Source organism: Enterococcus sp. DIV1224, assembly GCF_050555455.1.
In the GTDB taxonomy this organism is placed as follows: Bacteria; Bacillota; Bacilli; order Lactobacillales; family Enterococcaceae; genus Enterococcus_B; species Enterococcus_B lactis.
The window spans coordinates 334753-357812 of sequence record NZ_CP187859.1; the positions used below are offsets into that span (position 1 = coordinate 334753).

22 protein-coding genes are annotated in these 23060 nt (G+C 39.1%); 20 read left to right on the top strand and 2 right to left on the bottom strand.

Annotated features, from left to right (window positions below; translation table 11 throughout):
- Window positions 1-185 precede the first annotated feature (185 nt).
- The 18 genes from IGK53_RS01590 to IGK53_RS01675 all read left to right on the top strand — a co-directional run bounded on the left by IGK53_RS01590 (window position 186) and on the right by IGK53_RS01675 (window position 19641).
- Window positions 186-791, top strand: a complete 606-nt coding sequence (locus tag IGK53_RS01590) for an NUDIX hydrolase (RefSeq protein ID WP_002292539.1) — start codon at window positions 186-188, stop codon at window positions 789-791.
- 135 nt (window positions 792-926) lie between these two features.
- Window positions 927-1379, top strand: a complete 453-nt coding sequence (locus tag IGK53_RS01595; protein ID WP_002292540.1) for a MarR family winged helix-turn-helix transcriptional regulator — start codon at window positions 927-929, stop codon at window positions 1377-1379.
- Between the two features lie 36 nt (window positions 1380-1415).
- On the top strand, window positions 1416-1913 hold the full coding sequence (locus IGK53_RS01600) for a GNAT family N-acetyltransferase (protein ID WP_029744075.1): 498 nt from the start codon (window positions 1416-1418) through the stop codon (window positions 1911-1913).
- Window positions 1914-1930: 17 nt separating this feature from the next.
- Window positions 1931-2641 carry a B3/B4 domain-containing protein gene (locus IGK53_RS01605; protein ID WP_002329644.1) on the top strand — a complete coding sequence of 237 codons (711 nt, stop codon included), beginning with the start codon at window positions 1931-1933 and terminating at the stop codon, window positions 2639-2641.
- Between the two features lie 139 nt (window positions 2642-2780).
- Window positions 2781-3203 (top strand): hypothetical protein, encoded by a 423-nt coding sequence (locus IGK53_RS01610; protein ID WP_016853114.1) that lies wholly within the window; start codon window positions 2781-2783, stop codon window positions 3201-3203.
- A gap of 19 nt (window positions 3204-3222) precedes the next feature.
- Window positions 3223-3447 carry a hypothetical protein gene (locus IGK53_RS01615; RefSeq protein ID WP_002315978.1) on the top strand — a complete coding sequence of 75 codons (225 nt, stop codon included), beginning with the start codon at window positions 3223-3225 and terminating at the stop codon, window positions 3445-3447.
- A gap of 243 nt (window positions 3448-3690) precedes the next feature.
- Entirely contained in the window at window positions 3691-5004 is a 1314-nt protein-coding gene (locus IGK53_RS01620; RefSeq protein ID WP_002292548.1) for an NCS2 family permease, read from the top strand.
- Window positions 5005-5331: 327 nt separating this feature from the next.
- Window positions 5332-6969, top strand: a complete 1638-nt coding sequence (locus tag IGK53_RS01625; RefSeq protein ID WP_002329642.1) for a glycoside hydrolase family 13 protein — start codon at window positions 5332-5334, stop codon at window positions 6967-6969.
- Window positions 6970-7116: 147 nt separating this feature from the next.
- Window positions 7117-7551, top strand: coding sequence for a MarR family winged helix-turn-helix transcriptional regulator (locus IGK53_RS01630; RefSeq protein WP_002329641.1), 435 nt, complete (start codon window positions 7117-7119; stop codon window positions 7549-7551).
- A gap of 102 nt (window positions 7552-7653) precedes the next feature.
- Window positions 7654-8745, top strand: a complete 1092-nt coding sequence (locus tag IGK53_RS01635) for an NADH-dependent flavin oxidoreductase (protein ID WP_002329640.1) — start codon at window positions 7654-7656, stop codon at window positions 8743-8745.
- 29 nt (window positions 8746-8774) lie between these two features.
- Window positions 8775-9452, top strand: a complete 678-nt coding sequence (locus IGK53_RS01640) for a type 1 glutamine amidotransferase domain-containing protein (protein ID WP_002310684.1) — start codon at window positions 8775-8777, stop codon at window positions 9450-9452.
- A gap of 344 nt (window positions 9453-9796) precedes the next feature.
- Window positions 9797-11092, top strand: a complete 1296-nt coding sequence (locus IGK53_RS01645) for an NAD(P)/FAD-dependent oxidoreductase (RefSeq protein ID WP_002329639.1) — start codon at window positions 9797-9799, stop codon at window positions 11090-11092.
- Window positions 11082-12542, top strand: coding sequence for a helix-turn-helix domain-containing protein (locus tag IGK53_RS01650; protein ID WP_002329638.1), 1461 nt, complete (start codon window positions 11082-11084; stop codon window positions 12540-12542). Before IGK53_RS01645 ends, IGK53_RS01650 begins: the two co-directional genes overlap by 11 nt.
- Window positions 12543-12678: 136 nt before the next feature.
- Window positions 12679-14175, top strand: coding sequence for a glycerol kinase GlpK (gene glpK / locus IGK53_RS01655; protein WP_002292557.1), 1497 nt, complete (start codon window positions 12679-12681; stop codon window positions 14173-14175).
- A 13-nt stretch (window positions 14176-14188) separates the two neighbouring features.
- Entirely contained in the window at window positions 14189-16012 is a 1824-nt protein-coding gene (glpO, locus tag IGK53_RS01660; RefSeq protein ID WP_002329637.1) for a type 1 glycerol-3-phosphate oxidase, read from the top strand.
- The gene (locus IGK53_RS01665; RefSeq protein ID WP_002329636.1) at window positions 16013-16729 is read left to right on the top strand and encodes an MIP/aquaporin family protein; all 717 of its coding nucleotides are present in this window, start codon (window positions 16013-16015) and stop codon (window positions 16727-16729) included.
- Between the two features lie 305 nt (window positions 16730-17034).
- Entirely contained in the window at window positions 17035-18963 is a 1929-nt protein-coding gene (locus tag IGK53_RS01670; protein WP_430604919.1) for an endonuclease MutS2, read from the top strand.
- A 123-nt stretch (window positions 18964-19086) separates the two neighbouring features.
- On the top strand, window positions 19087-19641 hold the full coding sequence (locus IGK53_RS01675; protein WP_002329634.1) for a CDP-alcohol phosphatidyltransferase family protein: 555 nt from the start codon (window positions 19087-19089) through the stop codon (window positions 19639-19641).
- Between the two features lie 649 nt (window positions 19642-20290).
- On the opposite strand, the gene IGK53_RS01680 is transcribed toward IGK53_RS01675, so the two are convergent.
- Both IGK53_RS01680 and IGK53_RS01685 read right to left on the bottom strand, forming a co-directional pair.
- Window positions 20291-20605, bottom strand: coding sequence for a DsrE family protein (locus IGK53_RS01680; protein WP_002329633.1), 315 nt, complete (start codon window positions 20603-20605; stop codon window positions 20291-20293).
- Window positions 20606-20618: 13 nt separating this feature from the next.
- Window positions 20619-20879 carry a metal-sensitive transcriptional regulator gene (locus IGK53_RS01685; protein ID WP_002292566.1) on the bottom strand — a complete coding sequence of 87 codons (261 nt, stop codon included), beginning with the start codon at window positions 20877-20879 and terminating at the stop codon, window positions 20619-20621.
- A 170-nt stretch (window positions 20880-21049) separates the two neighbouring features.
- On the opposite strand from IGK53_RS01685, the gene IGK53_RS01690 reads away from it, so the two are divergent.
- Both IGK53_RS01690 and IGK53_RS01695 read left to right on the top strand, forming a co-directional pair.
- Window positions 21050-21364 (top strand): rhodanese-like domain-containing protein, encoded by a 315-nt coding sequence (locus IGK53_RS01690; RefSeq protein ID WP_002329632.1) that lies wholly within the window; start codon window positions 21050-21052, stop codon window positions 21362-21364.
- 1 nt (window position 21365) lies between these two features.
- Window positions 21366-23021: an FAD-dependent oxidoreductase gene (locus tag IGK53_RS01695; RefSeq protein ID WP_002329631.1), complete on the top strand. Its 1656-nt coding sequence runs from the start codon at window positions 21366-21368 to the stop codon at window positions 23019-23021.
- Window positions 23022-23060: the final 39 nt, after the last annotated feature.

A 23060-nucleotide genomic window follows, 5' to 3' on the forward strand; every position in this document is an offset into this window, starting at 1 on the left:
TTTGATAGTGACAGATAATAAAAAAGACATTTGGTCCCCAGAGGAGCCAAATGTCTTTTTGTTCTAAAATATTTTTTCATATTCTTTTATTTATTACCGATTTCCTTGTGTTTATTTGCCGTAATTAGGTCAGTCTTCTATACTTGATTACATAGTCATACATTTACTGAAAAGAAGGGAAGAGAATGAATAACAAGTTGGCTCAATACAAAAGACTGCTCGCACTTTCTCAAGCTGGTCTGTATTATGGAAAAGATGTATTCGATAAAGAACGATTTGAAGAGATTCGGACGATCTCATTGGAATTGATCAGTGAAATAGGAAAAGAAACTTTCGAAGAAATAAAAGCACTTACAGTTATTGAAGAAGGTCATCCCACACCAAAAGTCGATGTTCGTGCCTATATCAGAAAGGACGGCAAGATCCTACTAATCGAAGATAAACGGACGAGAGAATGGTCACTGCCAGGCGGATTTGCCGAAATAGGTTTGTCCCCTGAAGAAAACGTGCGGAAAGAAGTCTATGAAGAAACGGGTTTAACAGTAGAATCTACTCAGCTGCAAGCGGTTTTTGATACGAATAAACAAAAAGATATTCCGCAGCTTTTTCAGTATTATAAGCTTGTTTTTGCTTGTACGATCCACGACGAAGATGCAAAATTTATTGAGAACAATGAAACTTCCGACATGGGATTTTTTAGTATAGAAGAGCTGCCAAAGCTATCAGAAAAACGAACAACAAAGAAGCAGTTGCTTATTTTAGAAAACAAAAATCAGCTCTATTGCGATTGAGTTTTTTCGTAAAAGAAGAAAGCTGTTTACTCTGCGAGTTCTCTAAAAAAGAACTCGTTCTTTTATTAAAAAATAGTTGCATTTGCAACAAAAAGAGGTAAACTAGTCTTACAAACAAAATAAAGGTGGGGTGAAATGGCTGAAATTCTTCGAGACATTGGAATGATTGCCCGAGCGTTGGATTCTATCAGCAATATCGAATTCAAAGAAGTTGATTTAACAAGAGGGCAGTATCTTTATTTAGTACGTATTTGCGAAAATCCAGGAATCATCCAAGAAAAACTAGCAGAAATGATCAAAGTAGATCGTACAACGACTGCACGAGCAATCAAGAAATTAGAATCCAATGGGATGATCGAACGTTTGGAAGATAAAGAAAATAAAAAAATCAAGAAACTTTATCCGACTAAAAAAGGAGCAGAAATCTATCCTTTCATCATCCGAGAAAACAACTACTCTAATGCAGTCGCATTAAATGGTCTGTCTGACGAGGAAGCAAAACAATTGGAATATCTTTTAAAGAAAGTATGCAAGAATGTTAGCGAAGATTGGAATTTTGTCAAAAAAGGTAATAAAAGGATCTATTGAAAGGAAGAAGCCGTGAATAAATACGAAATTCGAAAAATGACGCCTTTAGATGTAGACTTACTACAACAAATCAGTATCGAAACATTTACAGATACATTTGGAAAAGATAATTCGCCGGAGCATCTAGCTGCTTACTTGAGACAAGCTTATGCGCCAGAAAAACTTACAGAAGAGCTAAAAGAGAAAGAAACCGATTTTTTACTAGTAAGTATCGACCAAGAGCCTGCGGGTTACCTGAAACTAAATATAGGAACGAGTCAATCTGAGGAAATGGATGATCATTTTTTAGAGATCGAGCGAATCTATGTACGAAAAAAATTTAAACATCAAGGTATCGGTACATTTTTACTAGATACAGCTATTGAAAAAGCAAAAGAAAAGCAAAAAAAAGCTATTTGGCTCGGTGTGTGGGAACATAACGATGCTGCGCTTGCTTTCTATCGCAAAAGAGGATTTACCAAGTACAGTGAACATGTTTTTTATATGGGAGATGATCCCCAAACAGACTATCTATTCATCAAACAATTATTCTAATCAAGAGGTGTGAACATATGAAAAAAGTAATAGTGGATGCCGATTTCTGGGAAGTATTTCCTGAAGCAACCATCGAAATCTTATCCGTGAGTGGTATCGATAATCACGTAACAGAAGAAAATGAAGAAACGTATCATCAATTATTGAATAGCGCGGCAAAAGAAGCAAGAAATTACCTTACGGAAGAAACATTCAGCCAAAACGGAGTCATTGCTCAGTGGCGTCAGGCTTTTACCACATTCAAGACTAAAAAAGGTGCACGTTCTTCTATTGAAGCTTTACTGAAACGTGCAAATCAAGAACGGGAATTTTTCCCAATCAATCCGCTTGTAGATATTTATAATAGTATTTCCTTGTCTTTTGGCGTACCTTGTGGCGGAGAAGATATCGAAAAGATTTCAGGAAATCTGCATCTAGGAAAAGCCCAAGGTGGCGAATCATTCCTGCCTTTAGGTGCAGATTCCGATGCTCCGGCACTTCCGGAAGAAATCATCTACTATGATGAACAAGGAGCAATCTGTCGCTGTCTCAACTGGCGTGAAGCCCAAAGAACGATGCTGACGGAAGAAACGCAAGCAGCGGTGCTGGTCATTGAATCCATCAATGCTGAACAAGCGGCACGCGGCGCACAGGCAATCGAAGCGTTGAAGGAAAAAATCGATCAAACATTTGGCGTGTCCAGTGTCAGACACACACTAACCAAAGATGAATCAGAGGCAGAATTATAAAAGAATCGAAAAAAGAAGAGCGGCATTCATTGCCGTTCTTTTTTTGTGAAAAAATTAATGGAGTACATCAAGTCTAGAAACTATTGCTTTATTTTTTTGAATAGGATCAAACACAAGGTGTTTACGCTTTCGTGATATAATGGAATCAGTTTATAGACAGGAAAGAAAATCAACTAGAAAGAAGGGTCAAACGATGATACAAAAAACACGTGTGATGCTTTATGTCAATGACGTAGAGATGATTTGCCGATTCTTTGTAGAAAAAATTGGTGCAGAAATTTCAGAAACGATCGAATTGCCAGAAGAATTTAAGAGTATTGTACTGAGTATCTCAAAAGAATTAGAATTAGGTATATTTCCAAAAGTATTTGTGCAGAAGTTTTCACCAGAAGTATTGGGACCGCCACCTTCTTTAGTCTTTTTTACGAATGAATTTGAAACTATTTACGAGAACATGGACGAACCTGGAGAAATCACAGACAACAATGGCGTCTTGACTTTCAATTTTTCGGACCCTGAAGGCAATTATTTTGTTATAGGAAAAGCTGAGTCGTCTGATTGAATAAAAAGGAGGAAAAACAGTGGATCTAATGGGAAGGCTAGAAGGTTATTTGAAGTATCGGCGAGCAAAACATAGTGAGAAGCTTCGAGCAAGGAATCTCAAATCAGGTAAAAAGAAGACAAAAGGCTGGGGAAAAATGGTCGATACAGGTTTTGGCGGACTAAATAACCTAAATCCTGTCGATACAAAAGAATTCATCAAAGAAGAGCAGAAACGAAATGGTAAAGTCAAATCACACTATTGATTTTGATACTAGAATGAAGAAACTTTTTTAACACAATAAAGAAATTCTTTTGATCCAAAGTGAATGTTCATGGACTTTGAGATAAAAGGATTTGATCAGATGGAACGTTCGGATTTTGCTTGAAATCCGAATTTTTTGTTTACTTATGTTTTGTTTTAGTATATGATAAAACACGTTGTTTTATTAATCAATCGAAATTTTAACGGACTTTATTTATAATGTTCGGATTTAGGGGGATGGAAGATGAAGGAAAAAATACTTTCCTACTTCGAAATAGAAAAATTGAACACCACGGTAAAACGTGAGGTACTGGCAGGATTTACGACATTTATTTCAATGGCCTATATCTTATTTGTAAATCCAACTGTATTAGGCGCTTCTGGAATGGATGAAGGAGCGGTGTTCACTGCGACTGCATTAGCCAGTGCAATCGGCTGTATTTTGATGGGGGTATTAGCCCGTTATCCAATTGGAACGGCACCTGCTCTTGGGATCAATGCTTTCTTTGCTTATTCTGTTTGTTTAGGGATGGGGATCCCATGGGAAACAGCATTGTCCGGCGTATTCGTTGCTTCTTTGATCTTTATTTTGATTACAATCTTCAAACTGCGGGAAATGATCATTGATGCGATCCCAGCAGATTTGAAATATGCGATTTCTGGTGGTATCGGTCTATTTATTGCTTTCCTTGGTCTGAGCGAAGGTGGGATCATCGTTTCGAATGAATCTACATTAGTAGGATTAGGATCACTCAACGTTGGTTCTACTTGGTTGACGATTTTTGGATTAGTCGTCACGGCTATCTTGCTTGTTCGACGTGTACCAGGTGGCATTTTCATCGGGATGGCAGCTACAACGATTTTAGGTCTGGTCACAGGTTTGATTCCAATGCCTTCTGAAATTGTTGCTGCAGCACCAAGTTTGAAACCAACATTTTTAGTTGCGTTAAAACATGTAGGGGACATCAATTCTCTTCAAATGTGGGTCGTAGTACTAACATTCTTGCTTGTGACTTTCTTTGATACAGCAGGAACTTTAGTTGGATTAGCAAATCAAGCAGGCTTTATGAAAGACAACAAGATGCCTCGTGTAGGGAAAGCTTTAGCTTCTGATTCAACAGCTATGCTTGCGGGCTCCTTATTAGGTACTTCTCCTGTTGGTGCATTCGTAGAATCATCAGCTGGGATTGCTGTTGGAGGACGCTCAGGAATCACAGCTATTACTACAGGGATTTTCTTCTTGTTAGGTTTGTTCTTTTCTCCATTACTGTCAGTTGTTACTTCACAAGTAACTGCACCAGCATTGATCATGGTAGGTGTTTTGATGGCTCAATCATTACGTCAAATCGAATGGGGAAAATTAGAAATCGCGATCCCTTCATTCTTAATCTTGATTGGCATGCCTTTAACTTATAGTATTTCAGATGGGATTGCATTAGGTTTTATTTTCTATCCAATTACGATGTTAGCGGCTAAAAGAGGAAAAGAAGTATCTCCAATCATGTATGGTCTGTTCTTTGTATTCGTGGGATTCATGTGGATATTGAATGTGAAATAAAGAGGTTGTGAAATCAGCGTTCTGGCCTGAGTATTAGAGAAAAAAACGAAAAAATAGTTCCTCATATTTTACCGTTTTTGGAGCTAATACCGAGGGACAGCTGAGTGAACACCGTTTATAAAGAGATTGTGAAATCAGCGTTCTTCCCTGCATCAATCAATCCTTTCAAAAAACAGTTGAGGAAATTTCCTCAGCTGTTTTTTTGTTTTATTCTGTTACCGATAACAAGGTGCAATGACTATTTGAAAGCGTTACAATTTTTGGTGGAAGAAACTAAACTAGATGATTAAGCGAAAAATAGAAACATCCATTTATAGGAGGGAAATCATGGAACGAAAATGGTGGCACCATTCAGTTGTTTATCAAATCTATCCAAGAAGTTTTCAAGATTCAAATCAAGATGGGATTGGAGACTTGCGAGGGATTATTTCCAGATTGGATTATCTGGCATATTTGGGCATTGATGTGATTTGGCTTTCGCCGGTGTACGAGTCTCCAAATGATGACAATGGCTATGATATCAGCGATTATCAAGCAATCATGGCAGAATTCGGTACGATGGAAGAAATGGAGGAACTGATTGAAGAAGCAAAGAAAAGAAACATCCGTATCGTTATGGATCTGGTGGTGAATCATACTTCTGATGAACACCCGTGGTTCATTGAGGCACGTAAAAATAAAGAAAATCCTTATCGTGACTACTATATTTGGCGTGATCCAGTCAATGGAGAGGAGCCTAATGGATTGCGCTCGATATTCAGTGGACCTGCTTGGCAGTTGGAGGAGCAAACAGGGCAATATTTTCTGCACTTGTATAGCAAGCGTCAACCTGATTTGAATTGGAAAAACAAACAGGTTCGCCAAGCGATTTATCAAATGATGAATTTCTGGATCGACAAAGGTATTGGCGGCTTTCGTATGGACGTGATCGATATGATTGGCAAAGAACCGGATAAAGAAATCACAAGTAATGGACCTAAACTGCATGAGTATCTTCAGGAAATGAATCAAGCAACTTTTGGCGACAAAAATCTGATGACCGTTGGCGAAACATGGGGAGCAACTACCGAGATTGCTAAACTTTATTCCAATCCTAAAAGAAATGAATTATCCATGATCTTCCAATTCGAACACATAGGATTAGATCAGCAAGAAGGCAAAGACAAATGGGATTTGAAACCTTTAAGTATCTCTGAACTGAAAAAAGTATTATCGAAATGGCAAACTTCTTTGGGTAATGAAGGATGGAATAGTTTATTTTGGAATAATCATGATCTGCCTCGAATCGTCTCACGTTGGGGAAATGACGATGTGTATCGAAAAGAAAGTGCCAAGATGTTTGCTATCTTGCTTCATATGATGAAAGGCACTCCTTATATTTATCAAGGAGAAGAATTAGGCATGACGAATTGCCCAATTGATGATATCTCGGAAGCAAAAGATATTGAGACAATCAATATGTATAACGAAAGGATTTCTTCTGGATTTACAAAAGAGGAAATCTTGGAATCAATCAATGCGAAAGGAAGAGACAATGCTAGGACGCCTATGCAATGGAACGCCCGTGAACATGCTGGGTTTACTACTGGAATTCCATGGCTTCGAGTCAACCCAAATTATAAAGAAATCAATGCAGAAGAAGCGTTAGCAGATCAAGATTCTGTTTTTTATATGTACAAGAAATTGATCGATTTGCGTAGAAAACATGACATCATCGTCTGGGGAGACTATGAATTAGTAGAAGAGACGCCAGAGCATGTCTTTGCCTATTCTCGCATATATGAAGACCAGCGATGGCTCGTTGTTTGCAATATGTCCAGTGAAAAACAGGTGTTCACTGTTCCACGTGAAGCTTTAAGGATTATTGTGTCAAATTATCCTCTGAAACAGTTACCAGACGGCAAAGTTGAGTTACGACCATATGAAGCATTTGTGGTGGAAGTAAATAAAGAAAAGCTTATTTGATTGAAACGTATTACCGAGAGGTTGTGACACATTTTTTGTCACAACTTCTTTTTCTCAAAACTAAACAGAGGAGGCGGTCATTACTCCGTGTTTTTTGACAAAAAATAAAAATCATACTATGATATGTACGCCAATGGAGGGGATGAAATGGAAAAGCCAATTGAAAAAGCGTTGGATGAATGTCTTTTCTTTAGCGTGAAAAAGCTAGATCGCCTATTGAATAAATTAGCGGATGAAGCGTTTAGAAAAACAGGTCTGGCACCAACTTATGGATTTATTTTATTGATATTAAAAGAAAAAGATGGTATACCGCAAAAAGATATTGCACAAATGCTCTATTCTGCGCCTTCAACAATCACTCGTTTTGTTGAAAAATTAGAATATAAAGGATACGTCAAAACAGTTAGCGAAGGGCGCTTATCATTAGTTTATCTTACAGAACAAGGACGCCAATTTACTAAGGAAGTCGATGGTAGCTGGGAAGAACTCCATCAGTCGTACAAAGCAGTCTTGGGAAATGAAGCAAGTAAAGAATTAGCCGAGATAATGAATGAAGCAACAGATAAGTTACAAAAAAAATAAAAATTTTTTTAAGCAAATTAGTTGCATGTACAACTAACCGAGTGGTTTAATGATAGATGATTCTCGATAGGTTAATCAGAGTGAATTATGGGAGGAATGACAATGTCACAATTTGATCAATCAATTATTTTACCTTCAGGAGTTCAATTGAAGAACCGATTGATGCTGTCGCCTATGACGACACAACTCAGCTTCTTCAATGGAGTGATCACCGAAGATGAGATCACTTATTATAAACAACGTTCTAAAGGACTTGGTGCTGTTATTACTGGTGCTGCAAATGTCCAAGATATCGGAAAAGGCTGGCCAGGTGAACTGAGCATCGCTCACGATGAAATGATTCCTCGGTTAAGTGAACTAGCTAAAGCAATCCAAGGAGAAGGTGCAAAAGCGATTGTTCAGATTTTCCACGGTGGACGAATGACTAGTCGAGCTACTCTATCCGGAGAACAGCCTGTATCTGCAAGTGCAGTTGCAGCGGAACGACCTGATGCAGAAACACCGCGAGCATTAAGTGAAAATGAAATCAAAGAAACAATCCAAGCATTTGGCGAAGCCACACACAGAGCGATTGAATCAGGATTTGATGGTATCGAGTTGCATGGAGCAAATACGTATTTGATCCAACAATTTTTCTCTCCGCATTCGAATAGACGAGAGGATCAATGGGGCGGTAGCTTAGAAAATCGCTATCGTTTTATTGACGAATTATTAACAACGGTTTTCTCAACGGTTGAAAAATATGCAAAAAAACCATTCATCGTAGGGTATCGTTTCTCGCCAGAAGAATATGAAACACCAGGTATCCGTTTTGAAGACACGATCTGGCTTCTTGAACGATTACGTGAGACAAAATTAGATTATCTGCATGTTTCATTAAATGCGTATGATCGAAGAGCCCGTTCTGATAAATACAGCGATCAGTCGATTCTTGAAGCTGTCCATGACACGATCCAAGGAAAGATCCCTTTAATTGGTGTCGGAGGCATCCGTACTCGCAAAGACGTAGAGCAAGTACTGAAATATGCAGAACTTGCAGCAATTGGACAGCAAATGATCGTCGATCCTGACTGGGCAGAGAAATTATTGGAAAACCGTGAGGATGAATTTGTAACGAAACCTTTTGAAGAAGCATATAAAGAGCTTTATTTGCCAAGTCCATTATATAATTTCTTGAAAGCACGTTATCAATAACTCAATTTTTATAGAAAGAGGATGGAAAAATGAAAGTATTGATCGTATTAACAAATGTAGAAAAATACGAAAAGATCGAGCGTCCTACAGGTTTGTGGTTAAGTGAACTGACTCATTTTTATGATGTATTAGTAAAAAATGGGATCGATGCAGATTTTGTCAGTCCTAAAGGCGGATATGTACCTTTAGAACCGCAAAGTGTTTTGAATATGGATGAAATCGATTGGGCCTATTATAAAGATGAAGATTTCAGAAATCGGGCCTTGGGAAATACCTTACGTCCTGATGATGTGGATGCAAAAGATTATGCAGCAGTTTATTATGCTGGTGGCCACGGAACAATGTGGGATTTTCCAGAAGCAACAGATCTTGGGAAAGTTGCTTCACAAATCTATCGAAATGAAGGACTGGTCTCAGCTGTTTGTCACGGTGTTGTCGGATTGTTGCCAGTTACAGATGAATCTGGAAAGTCTATTTTAGCTGGACGCACAGTGACTGGATTCAGTAATGAAGAAGAGGAAGCCAATGGTACAACGAATGAAGTACCATTCTTAGCAGAAGATGCTTTGAAAGAAAAAGGAGCTGACTATCAGTCAGGTCCAGCTTTTTCAGAAGTCGTTCAAATCGATGGACGTCTTCTTACAGGGCAAAACCCTCAATCTGCTCATCAATTGGGCGAAGTAGTGGTTGAAGCATTAAAGCATTAAAAATTGTCAGCATAAAAATGTTTTGCCTATTCTAACTATTACATTACACACGCTAAAACACGTCTTTTCGTTCTTTTCTGTTTCCTATTTGGACAGAGGTACGCAAAAGGCGAGTTTTTTGCCTTTCTAAGAGTACATTTTTTGAAACATCTCTTCAGAAATGATACTCTTCAATTAGGTCAACTAATTTATTACTGAGAAGCAGACCTAGTCACACGGTAGGATGGACAGAGTGTGTTCTGCTACGCTGCTATGGATCATAGGAATGAGTAAACATGGTTTAAGAACATTGTGATTTCAGCCCATGTTGGCAGTCGCACACTTAATAAGAAAGAGGAATACAGATGAACATTGTAATTGTCGGCGGGTCGTTTGCAGGGATTCATGCGGCTATTTATCTTCGCCAATTGATACCAACAAGTGAAATATATTTGATTGAAAAGCAATCGAAGTTAGGGTGGATTCCCAGCGGGTTCAATCTGATAGTAAAAGGAAAGGTCACCAGTGAAAAACAACTTTTTTGGATCACCAAAGAAGAGCTGATCGACCGCTATCGTATTCATGTTTACACAGAAAAGACGGTAATAGGATTGGAAGAAAAGAAAGTCGTTTTAGCAGGCGGAGACAAACTGGATTTTGATTGTTTGATTTTGGCGACTGGTTCAAATCAAAATTTTCGAAATGTTCCTGCAGAAGCAAGGTTCATTCACCCAGTTAAAAAGATACAAAACATAGCTGCTCTTCAGCAAAAGATCATGGATGCAAAAAAAATTGCCATCATTGGAGCAGGTCAAGCAGGGATTGAAATAGCTGAAGGCTTAGCATCAGGAAAAACACAAATCCATCTTTATGAAAGCCGAAAGTCGATTCTTTTTCGTTACCTAGACCCTGAAATGACGGAGCCGTTAGTAAAGGAAATGAAAAATCAAGGGATATCGCTTTTCTTAGAAGAGCAAGTCGTATCTTTGTCCGAAAATGAAACCGCTATAGTAGAGACGGAAAGAAGAAGGGAAAACTATGATCTTGTTTTGCTGGCTAACCATTCTCGCCCCAACAATCAGATGTGGGAAGAACAATTAACATTGAATGATGATGGAACGATCTGGGTAGATGACTATTTGCAAACGTCTCAAAAAGACGTCTATGCAATTGGCGATGCAATCCAAGTCACTTTTCGCCCAACAAATGAAAAAATGTACGTTTCTCTAGTAAATAACGCTGTCCGTACAGCGCGAAATGTCAGCAAGACAATTAGTGGTTCTGCGACAAAGGATCAGGGAACCTATCGACCAGTTGGTAATCAGTGGTTTGGCTATTTCTTAGGAAGCGTAGGTATGACAGAAGAAGAAAGCATTTTTTATCCCCAAAAAATTGAAACAGGGTACGCGGAATACAAGCTTGCAGCAATAAACCAGAGCAAAGTCAAAGTCAAATTCCTATTTGATTCTGAAAAAAAGATTCTTGGAGCACAGCTCCAAAGCAGAAAAGAAATGTTCCATCTTCTTGACCAACTGACAATCGCAGTAGAAGAAGGCTGGACGTTCGAACAGTTAGAAGAACATGAGCTGTTTTTCCAGCCAGAATATCGTGTACCTAATATGGTGTGGTCAAAGGTGGCGAATACTGCCTATGAAGATTGAAGCATTATTAGAAAGAAAAGAGCAGTTACAGATCCTGATTTTGCGAAACCTTGTTCTGCAAGGGGGAACAGCCTCTATCAATGGATTGAGAGAGCATGTCCAACTGTCAAAAACCTCTTTTGATCAATATTTGGAAGATATTGAATTGATTGGACGGATGATGGGAAAAAAAGTAGAAGTACAGCGAAACGAGTATCAGGCGCTGCTTGTGTTGGACGAAGATGTCAGTTTGGAAAAAATTCTTTTGTTTTTATTACAGGAAAGCTTGAAGTTTAAAATGCTTGTCTATTTATTAGAACACCAGCAAGTATCCATCATTCGATTAGCGACAGCGTTTAATATCAGTGAGTCTTCTGTTTTTCGAAAGATCAAAGAATTGAACCAGCTCTTAGAGGAATTTGGATTACAAATCAAAAACGGACAATTATACGGAGAAGAGCTACAGATCCGATATTTTTATTATGAATTATTCCAATATATTCCGGAAGATCAACGACCGCTTTTTTTGCAAAATACACCAGAAAAAAGACCATTCATTCTAGGATTGGGCCGCGTATTAGAAACGACGTTTACGGCATCAGCAGAAGCACAGATTGCTTGCTGGCTCGGGATCACGAAAAAAAGACTATTGAATGAAAAAAGTACGTACGAAACTTTGAAAGAAAAGAAATTACTCTATCAGTCGGACCGGCTTTATCAAGCAATCGATCCAATCATCGTGATGCATCTTAGTCGAACAGCAGCAGAACTGAATGTATACGAAACAATGATGTTTTACAGCTTTTTTGTTTCTTTTTCGATAGTCGACGAAGAAATATTTTATCAATATGATTTGACACGGAGCAAAAAGTTACCCACCGCTGTTTTGGATACTTATATTCGGGAAACGATGCTATGGCATTATCGTCCTCGTCGTTTGAAAATCAAAGAGGAAAAAGCAGTAGGCTACCAAATTTCACAAATCAACAATGAATGGTTTTTCTTTGTTGGAAAGATCGAAGTCTACGAGCGTGATCGGCTTTTGGAGCAGCAGCAAAAAATGCTTGGGCATTCCTTAACACAGTTATTGGAGAAACTACAGGAAACAGCGATGCAGCAATTGCCAAGGAAAAGCACCGAAGACAGTGCACTTAGTTATCTGATGATCCAGTATGCCAATGTTCTTTTGATGATCGATTTTTATATTGCGAAACCAGTAGTGATAGGGATCGATTTAGAAAGTTTGCCTATTTACCGTATTGCTTTCCAACAGTATCTGATCAGAGAACTGAGAGGAGTCAGCGGTATTGAGATTGAAAGTTATGAAGAAGGAAAAAACTATGATTTGGTCATAACGTTTTGTCAGAGAAACAAGCAACAGAATGAATATTATCTATCAGAATTTGCGTCGCCTTATGACATTATCCGATTGAAAAGAAGAATAGAAATGTTGAAAAAAGAAAAGAATTGATCAAAAACTAGCATCATAATAAAAAACTGTCAAAAAAAAGAAAAAAAGAATAAAATTTTGACAGTTTCTTTTTTTAAATGAGTAGTATGATAAAAGCAGTTAAAGAAAGCGTTTGCAGATAATGGAGGGAATCACAATGACAGAACCAACGTATATCATGGCGATTGACCAAGGTACAACTAGCTCACGAGCAATTATCTTTGACAAGAAAGGAAGACATATCGGCAGTTCTCAAAAAGAGTTCACGCAATATTTCCCGCAAGAAAGCTGGGTTGAACATGATGCAAATGAAATCTGGAATTCTGTACAGTCAGTTATTGCCGGAGCTTTCATCGAATCAGGGATCAAACCAAACCAGATTGCTGGGATTGGCATAACGAACCAGCGTGAAACAACAGTAATCTGGGAAAAAGATACAGGACGTCCAATCTATCATGCAGTTGTTTGGCAATCCAGACAATCAGCTGGAATTGCAGATAACTTAAAAAATGAAGGATATCAAGAATTTTTCCACGAAAAAACAGGACTAGTGATCGATGCCTATTTCTCAGCAACGAAGATTCGCTGGATTCTTGATCATGTAGAAGGTGCGCAAGAACGCGCTGAAAAAGGCGAGTTAATGTTTGGAACGATTGATTCGTGGTTAGTATGGAAACTGACCGATGGACAAGCACATGTTACTGATTACTCGAATGCCAGTCGGACGATGTTGTTCAATATCCATCAGCTAGATTGGGATCAGGAAATTTTGGATTTATTGAATATTCCTCGAGTGATGTTACCAAAAGTTACTTCTAACTCAGAAGTTTATGGTTATACGCAAGGTTATCATTTTTATGGAAGCGAAGCACCAATTTCAGGGATGGCAGGAGACCAGCAAGCTGCATTATTCGGACAAATGGCATTCGAACCAGGTATGGTCAAGAATACTTATGGTACAGGTTCATTTATTGTCATGAATACCGGTGAAAAACCGCAATTATCCAAAAATAATTTATTGACGACAATTGGTTACGGTATAAATGGAAAGGTTTACTATGCTTTAGAAGGAAGTATTTTTGTGGCTGGTTCTTCGATTCAATGGCTGAGAGATGGTCTTCAAATGTTGCAAAAGGCTAGTGATTCGGAAGCCGCGGCAAAACGCTCCACAAACGAAGATGAGGTCTATGTTGTTCCTGCATTTGTTGGACTGGGTGCTCCTTATTGGGATCAGGCAGCACGAGGGGCTATGTTTGGTTTGACACGTGGAACGACAAAAGAAGATATCATTAAAGCTACTTTGCAGTCGATTGCCTATCAAGTGAGAGATATCATCGATACGATGCAAGATGACACTGGAATCAAGATTCCTGTATTGAAAGTGGATGGCGGTGCAGCAAATAATGAATATCTGATGCAATTCCAAACAGATATCTTGAATGTACCGATCCAACGAGCAGAAAACTTGGAAACAACAGCACTAGGGGCAGCATTTTTAGCAGGATTAGCTGTCGGCTATTGGAAAGATACAGACGAGATTCGTGAATTTTACGAAGCTGGCAAGCTATTTGAAGTTCAAATGGAGGAAGAGCGCCGAGAAAAACTTTACAATGGCTGGAAAAAAGCAGTAAAAGCTACCCAAGCATTTGAATAAGGAGGAAATCCATATGTTTTCAAACAAGACAAGACAAGATAGCATTCAAAAAATGCAGCAAGAAGAATTGGATCTGTTGATCATCGGTGGCGGAATCACTGGTGCCGGTGTGGCAGTCCAGGCAGCAGCATCAGGAATCAAAACAGGATTGATCGAAATGCAAGATTTTGCAGAAGGGACGTCCTCTCGCTCGACCAAACTTGTGCATGGCGGTATTCGTTATCTGAAAACATTTGATGTGGAAGTAGTAGCTGACACAGTTGGTGAACGTGCAGTCGTACAAGGTATTGCCCCACACATCCCAAAACCAGATCCAATGCTTTTACCAATCTATGAAGATGAAGGAGCAACAACCTTCAATATGTTCTCTGTCAAAGTAGCAATGGACCTTTACGACAAACTGGCAAATGTGACAGGAACTAAATATGAGAACTATACCCTGACACCAGAAGAAGTATTGGAAAGAGAACCATTTTTGAAAAAAGAAGGGCTAAAAGGTGCAGGTGTTTATCTGGATTTCCGCAACAATGATGCCCGTTTAGTGATCGATAATATCAAAAAGGCTGCAGAAGATGGGGCTTATCTAGTAAGTAAAATGAGAGCGGTTGGCTTCTTATATGAGGGCGATCAAATCGTTGGCGTCAAAGCTCGTGATCTGCTGACAGATGAAGTGATAGAGATCAAAGCAAAATTAGTGATCAATACGAGTGGTCCTTGGGTAGATAAAGTACGGAACTTGAATTTTACGCGTCCAGTCTCTCCTAAAATGCGTCCAACCAAAGGAATCCATTTAGTCGTAGATGCGAAAAAACTGCCTGTACCGCAACCCACATACTTCGATACAGGAAAACAAGATGGGCGGATGGTTTTTGCTATCCCAAGAGAAAACAAAACTTACTTTGGTACGACAGATACGGATTACCAAGGAGACTTTACGGATCCAAAAGTCACACAAGAAGACGTGGATTATCTATTGGATGTAATCAACCATCGCTATCCAGAAGCAAATATCACATTGGCAGATATCGAAGCAAGCTGGGCAGGGCTTCGTCCACTATTGATTGGTAATTCTGGTTCTGATTATAATGGCGGAGATAACGGATCGATTTCAGACAAGAGCTTCAATAAAGTGGTTGATACAGTAAGTGAATATAAGGAAAATAAAGTTTCTCGTGCTGAAGTAGAAGATGTGTTGAACCATTTGGAAAACAGCCGCGACGAAAAAGCACCTTCTACGATTTCCAGAGGTAGTTCTTTAGAAAGAGAACCAGATGGCTTGTTGACTTTATCAGGTGGGAAAATCACTGATTACCGTAAGATGGCAGAAGGAGCTTTACGATTGATTCGTCAGCTGTTAAAAGAAGAATACGGAATAGAGACGAAAGAAATCGACTCTAAAAAATATCAGATTTCAGGTGGAAACTTCGATCCAACGAAATTAGAAGAAACAGTGAGGGAATTAGCAAAAGAAGGAGTAGCAGCCGGTTTAGAGGAAGAAGATGCTACTTATATCGCTGATTTTTACGGGACTAATGCTCGACGTATCTTTGAATTAGCAAAAGAAATGACACCTTATCCTGGTTTGAGTCTCGCTGAGTCAGCTCGGTTACGTTATGGCTTAGAAGAAGAAATGGTTTTAGCCCCAGGTGATTATCTCATTCGTCGGACGAATCATCTGTTGTTTGAACGAGATCAGCTGGATGAGATCAAGCAACCTGTGATCGATGCAATTGCTGAGTATTTTGGGTGGACAGAAGAAGAGAAGGCGCAACAGACTAAACGTTTAGAAGCATTGATCGCAGAATCAGATTTGCGGGAACTAAAGGGGGAGAAATAAATGAACAGTGATATGACTCAAATCATGGGGGAGTTTATTGGGACATTGATCCTAGTTTTGCTTGGAGATGGTGTGTGTGCGGCTGTGAATCTAAACAAAAGTAAAGCACAAGCTTCTGGCTGGATTGTCATCGCGTTTGGTTGGGGACTCGCTGTAACAATGGCTGTCTATATTTCTGGATTCATGGGCCCAGCTCATTTGAATCCTGCAGTCTCTCTAGCTATGGCGATGACAGGGGCAATTAGTTGGAATCTTGTCGTTCCTTTCATCATTGCGCAAGTTTTAGGCGCTTTGGCAGGGGCCATTCTTGTTTGGCTTTCTTATTTGCCACATTGGAATGCAACGAAAGATGAAAGTGCGATTTTAGGTACGTTTGCAACGGGTCCTGCTATACGGAATTATCCAGCAAATGTAATCACAGAATTAATTGGTACATTTGTATTAGTTCTTGGGTTGCTAGCTTTTGGGCAAAACGAATTTGCACCTGGAACGAACGTATTCGCTGTAGGTGGATTGATCTTAGCCATCGGTCTTTCATTAGGAGGACCAACAGGATACGCAATCAACCCTGCTCGGGACTTTGGTCCTCGATTAGCACATGCGGTATTGCCAATAGCTAATAAAGGAACTTCAGATTGGGCATATTCATGGGTACCAATCGCAGGTCCAATGATCGGAGCAATTATCGCGGTAGGTGTCTATTCATTAATGGTGTAAATCTATAAAACATACTAAGGTTTGACAATCAAAAGGCGTCTTGCTATAGTTAAGTGGAAAATAAATAAGACCTAGAAGAATGGGGAATGTTTTGTGAGTGTAGCTGGTATCTAATCAGTAAGTCGAATAGCCAATAAACAAGGTTTATTTGGTGTGCTTATGAAACGGTACCTGTCAGGAAAACAATATCTTTGTATTCTAATGAGGATAGGACATGACTTTTTTAAGCTGTGTTCTATCCTTTTATTTATCTCTAGGCCCTTATTTATTTTGGGACAGGTATCTCTTCAAGAAAAGGGGAGAGTATGAACGACGAAATGATTAGTCAATTACAATTTGATCAGATCAAAAAGGAAGTCCAAGCAAGAGCAATCGGAAACTATAGCAAAAAACGAATCAGTAAGATGACGGCCTCGTCAAACCTACAAACCGTCTTGGATCGTCAAGAAGAAACAAGAGAAGCACGCTTGATCTTAGAAAGTAGTCAGCATGTTCCATTTATGGGATTGCCGAGGATTGATGCACTGACAGAACAAGTCAAAAAAGGGTTGGTTCTGTCGCCCGCTGATTTGATTGAATATGCGGATTTTCTAAGAAGCAGTCGGATGATCACAAAGTTTTTTGATAAGAATCAATACCAGGCACCTTTGTTATTTGCTTATAGCAAGCATCTTCCTGATTTGATAAATGTAGAAGAGTTGATTGACCAAAAAATAAAAAATAATAAAGTCAGTGACGATGCTTCACGTAATTTGCGTAAAGTACGCAAACAATTACAAATAATAGAAAAAGAAATCCAGTCAAAAATGCTGAAATTCTTGCGTCATCCGAAAAACAAAGAAATGATCCAAGAAGCAATAATCGTTCAAAAAGGTGAATGCTATACGATTCCTATCAAAGCCAGCTATAAAAATAAAGTAGATGGGACGATCATCGATGAATCGAACAAAGGAACGACGTTTTTTATTGAACCGACTGTGGTTTCTAAACTGAATGAACACTATCAGTTGTTAAAAGCTGAAGAAATCAGTGAAGAATATCAAGTTCTGGCTGCATTGACTGGTGCTATTGCAGAAAATGAAGAAGCAATCGATTTATTGATCGAAACGATGACGGTATTAGATATCATTTTTGCTCGGGCAAAATTCAGTCGAGAAATCAATGGGATCACGCCTAAAATCAATAAATCAGAACATATCGTCATCAAACAAGGCAGACATCCATTTTTACCTGATCATGCGGTATCATTGGATGTTGAAATCGGTAAAGACTATCGAGGCTTGATTATCACCGGAGCAAATGCCGGCGGCAAAACAGTCGTGTTGAAGACGGTCGGTTTATTGACTTTGATGGCGATGTTCGGCATGCAAGTTCCGGCAAAAGAAGGGACGGAGCTTGCTGTCTTTGATGAGGTTTTCGTCGATGTCGGTGACCACCAAAATTTAGAAAATGCGTTGAGTACATTTTCTGGTCATATGCAAAACATTGCTGCTATTTTGAAAAAGATAAAAAGGAATACATTGGTACTTCTGGATGAGATTGGCAGTGGAACAGAGCCAAATGAAGGGGCTGCATTAGCGATCGCAATCATGGAATCTATGTATGAGCAGGGGGCATTGATCATTGCCACGACCCATTATGGAGAAATTAAGAAATTTGCTAGGGATCATGAAGATTTTGTGCCGGCTGCTATGGCTTTCGATCGGGAAGCACTTCGTCCTAAATATCAATTGCGTGTTGGAGAAACAGGAGAAAGCCAAGCTTTATGGATTGCTCATAAAATGGCTATGTCTATGAAATTGATCCAGCAAGCAGAGCGTTACCTGGAGGAAAAAGCCTATCGGACACAGAAAAAAGAATTTCCTCCTAAGACAGCAGGTATAAATAGGAAGGACAATAAAAAAGAACGCCAGATCTTTGCAAAAGGCGATCGAATATTTGTGAATGAATACCAAAAAGAAGCATTAGTTTATGAGGATATAGGTGAAGATACGATTGCCGTATATTTAGAAAAAGAAATGATCCGTGTGCCTCGTCAGCGCGTTCGTCTGGTGCGTTCAGCAGAAAATCTGTACCCGACAGGTTACGATTTAGATAGTCTATTTATCGATTTTAAAACACGGAAACAGCAGCGTGACCTAGAGCGAGGATCAAAAAAAGCCCATAAAGCGTTAGTAAAAGAAATGCGTAAACGACAGGAAGAAAGAAGCGCAAAAGATGAAAACAACAAGTGATTATTTCAGACCAACGCATATGATCAGTGATTGCAAAAAAAATAACAGCAGTAAAATCATTGGTTTTATTCTCTATGTAAGCTAAAATAAAAAAAAAGAGTGCTGAGGAGGTGGGACGGTCAAATGAAAATAAGCACAAACTGGCGTAAAGAAATCCAAACAATTCCGAATCTTTTATCGATATTCCGTATTCTCTTGCTGCCGATTTATCTTTATTTTGTGCTGAGACAGTCGTTTTATGTAGCAGGAGCGGTCATTGTTGTCTCAGGTTTGTCTGATTATCTAGATGGGGTCATTGCTCGGAGATATAATCAGGTAACAGACTTAGGGAAGGTGCTTGATCCGTTTGCAGATAAATTGACACAACTTTTTCTGATTTTGTCTATGGCATGGTATCGACCGTGGCTTTGGCTGTTGTTTGGTCTATTCTTGATAAAAGAAGGCTTTATGTTTGTAGCTGGATTAATCGGGCTATCTAAAAATATCAAATTAAGTGGAGCGAAGTGGTATGGCAAAGTAGCGACTGCTGTCATCTATGTTGGCATGATCCTTTTGCTGCTTTTCCCAGAATTACCAACGCTGTGGGTGAGAGTCATTTTTGCCGTCATCACTTACGGTCTTTTACAATCTTTTATCTTGTATGCTGTCGAGTACCGAAAGATGTTTCAAAGAAAATAAAGAAGGGGTGTGACCTATGTCGCACTCCTTTTTTTGATAAATAGACTCCCAATAGCTACTTCTCGATAATAAGCCAACCAAACCAAAAACATGAGAAGTTGTTTTTAAAATTATTTCTTGTAACTCGGAGTTAAATGGGTAGGCTCACAACCTCTTGGTAAACGGTGTTCAATCAGCTGACCTTCGGTATTAGCTCAAAAAACGGCAAAATATGAGCAGCTATTTTTCCGTTTGTTTCTCTAATACTCAGGTCAAACCGCTGATTTTACAACCTCTTCCTTAAACGGTGTTCAAAAGCCAGTTTCTCGGTATTAAGCCAAATTTATGCAAAAATGTAGAAAGCCGTTTTCACAAAATTTTTCTTCATACTCGAAACTAAGTGACTTTTTCACAATCTCTTCCTTAAACGGTGTTCAATCAGCTGACCTTCGGTATTAGCTCAAAAAACGGCAAAATATGAGGAGCTATTTTCCCGTTTTTTTCTCTAATACTCAGATCAAACCGCTGATTTCACAACCTCTGATTCACGGTGTTCCAGAAGTAACTTCTTCGAAAAATAAGCCGAAATGTTACAAAAATTTGAGAAGCAATTTTCGTCAATTCCTTCTTATTTCTTGAAGCTGATCACTTCTGTCACAACCTCTACTGACTAAGGCTTGATATAAGCATAACCTTGGGATTGCAGTTCAACTAAATCAAGTACACCTGCTGGTACAACGATTACTTGTTCAGGTAAAGAACTTTCTGAAATATGATTAGCACGCATAGCATTCGCACAAGCGTGAAAAACGACTTCTTTCAAATCTAAGAATTCTGCATTGGCAGAGTCTAGATAACCGGTAATTGCGATACCGTTGACGGAAACGACGATCGTCGTTTCAGGAGAAGCTTTTATCAGGTTTTTTACGTTTTTCCCTGTTTCTGACCATTTTTCTAATTCATCAATATGGAAAACGACTTTCATTGAAATCATTCCTTTACTTTTTAATAATCATCTTGATCGCTTGCTCTAATTTAGCCGCTTGTTCTTCTGGATTACTATCGGGATTTTCAAAGCAATTTTTCAGATTATCTGCAACGATCATTCCCATTACGCGATCAATGCTAGAACGAACAGCGCTTAATTGAGTGATGACATCCATACATTCTTTTTCATCTTCGATCATTTTTTGGATACCACGAATTTGCCCCTCTGTACGTTTCAAACGGTTCAGGATATTTTTATTCTCAATCTCCATAGCACATTCTCCTCTATTTTTTTATAACTCGATAATACCCCTAATCGGTATTTTATGCAAATATAAAAAGCAGTTAAAAAAATGAAGAGTCATTCTGGTTGACAGAATAAGAAAGCTCCTGTTTAATATACCCCGTAAGGTATTTATAAAATATAAACGAGGTGCAGAAAATGAGTTTGTTATTTCAGCCAATAAAATCGATAACAGTCCCAGAATTAAAGGAAAAGCTTTTAGAAAAGTCAGTATTACTTGATGTTAGAACACCTGAAGAATACCGGGGCGGGCATATAAAAGGAGCTAAAAATATTCCATTACAAAGCATAAACAGATATGATGGAGACAAAGAAAAGACCGTTTATGTGATTTGTCAATCAGGGATGAGGAGTAAACAAGCAGCAAAAGAATTAAAGAAATCTGGTTATGATGTGGTGAATGTACGTGGCGGTATGAATCAATGGTTTGATCGAACAGTAGGAGGGAAATAAGATGAAAATCGTTATTGTCGGAGGTGTAGCGGGTGGGATGTCTGCTGCTACACGGCTTCGCCGGTTAATGGAAGAGGCAGAAATCGTTGTTTTTGAAAAAGGACCGTATGTTTCTTTTGCAAATTGCGGCTTGCCTTATTATCTTTCTGGTGAAATCAGTGACCGGGAAAATCTTCTTGTCCAAACGCCAGAATCATTATCCGCTCGTTTTTGTTTAGATGTGCGTCCAAATCATGAAGTGACAGCTATCTTTCCTGAAAACAAAACGGTAGAAGTCGTACATGAGGGTCAAAAACACTTGGAACAGTACGATGTATTGGTTTTATCTCCTGGTGCAAAACCAGTTGCTCCGTCGATTCCAGGGATAACAGAAGCCGACAATGTTTTTTCTATTAGAAATGTACCAGATATCGATAAAGTGATGCATGCATTAGAAAAACAGCCAAAGCGTGCGGTGATCGTTGGTGCAGGATTCATCGGATTGGAAATGGCAGAAAACCTAAAAAAAAGAGGTTTAGAAGTCATGGTGATCGAACAAGCACCGCATATTCTTCCGACACTGGATGAAGAAATGGCAGCTTTTATAGAAAAAGAATTGTCTCATCAAGGAGTAGAAGTGATTACTTCTCATGCTGTCGCTGGATTTGAAGACCTTGGGAAACGATTGCGACTGGATGACGGGCGTACCATTCCTGCTGATTTAGTTATTTTATCCATTGGTGTTCGTCCTGATAACCAGCTAGCAGTGACTGCTGGAATCGAATTAGGTATACGCGGGGGTATCCTAGTAGACGAACGTTATCAAACGAATATTCCTGATATTTATGCGGTTGGGGATGCTATCGTTGTAAAACAGCAAATCACTGGAAAAGATGCACTTATTTCTCTTGCTTCACCAGCCAATCGTCAAGGTAGACAAGTTGCGGACACGATTTCCGGAATTTCTCGAAGAAATCAAGGCGGTATTGGCACAGCAATTATACGAACGTTTGGAATGACTGCCGCATCCACCGGATTAAGTGAAAGAACAGCCAAAGAAAACGAGCTGTCTTTTGAAGTCGTTCATGTGTCAGGAAAAGATCATGCAAGCTATTATCCAGAAGCAACAGATATTTTACTGAAGTTGATCTTCCATCCAGAGACTGGCGAGATTTATGGTGCACAAGGTGTTGGGGCAAAAGGTGTGGATAAACGGATCGATATTTTAGCAACAGCAATCAAAGGGCATTTGACGATCTTCGATTTGCCGGAGTTAGAATTGACGTATGCACCGCCATTTGGCTCAGCCAAAGATCCAGTAAACATGCTAGGATATGCAGCAATGAACATTGCAGAAGGGCTTAGTGAAACCGTACAATGGCAGGAATTGCCGACAGAATTAGCCAAAGGAAAAATTTTATTAGACGTGCGAACAGCAGAAGAATTGGAAAAAGGCAAATTCAAGGAAGCCAAACATATCCCTTTGAATGAACTTCGGGACCGATTAAATGAATTAGACAGCCAACAAGAATATATCGTCAGCTGTCATAGCGGATTACGTAGCTATCTAGCGGAAAGAATCTTGAAGCAGTCTGGCTACCACGTAAAAAACCTTGATGGTGCATTTTCTTTATATCAAACTGTCCGACCTGAAGAACTGATATATCCTAACAAATGATACTCGTTAAAAAGCTTGCATTCGACTCTTAAAAGAGGT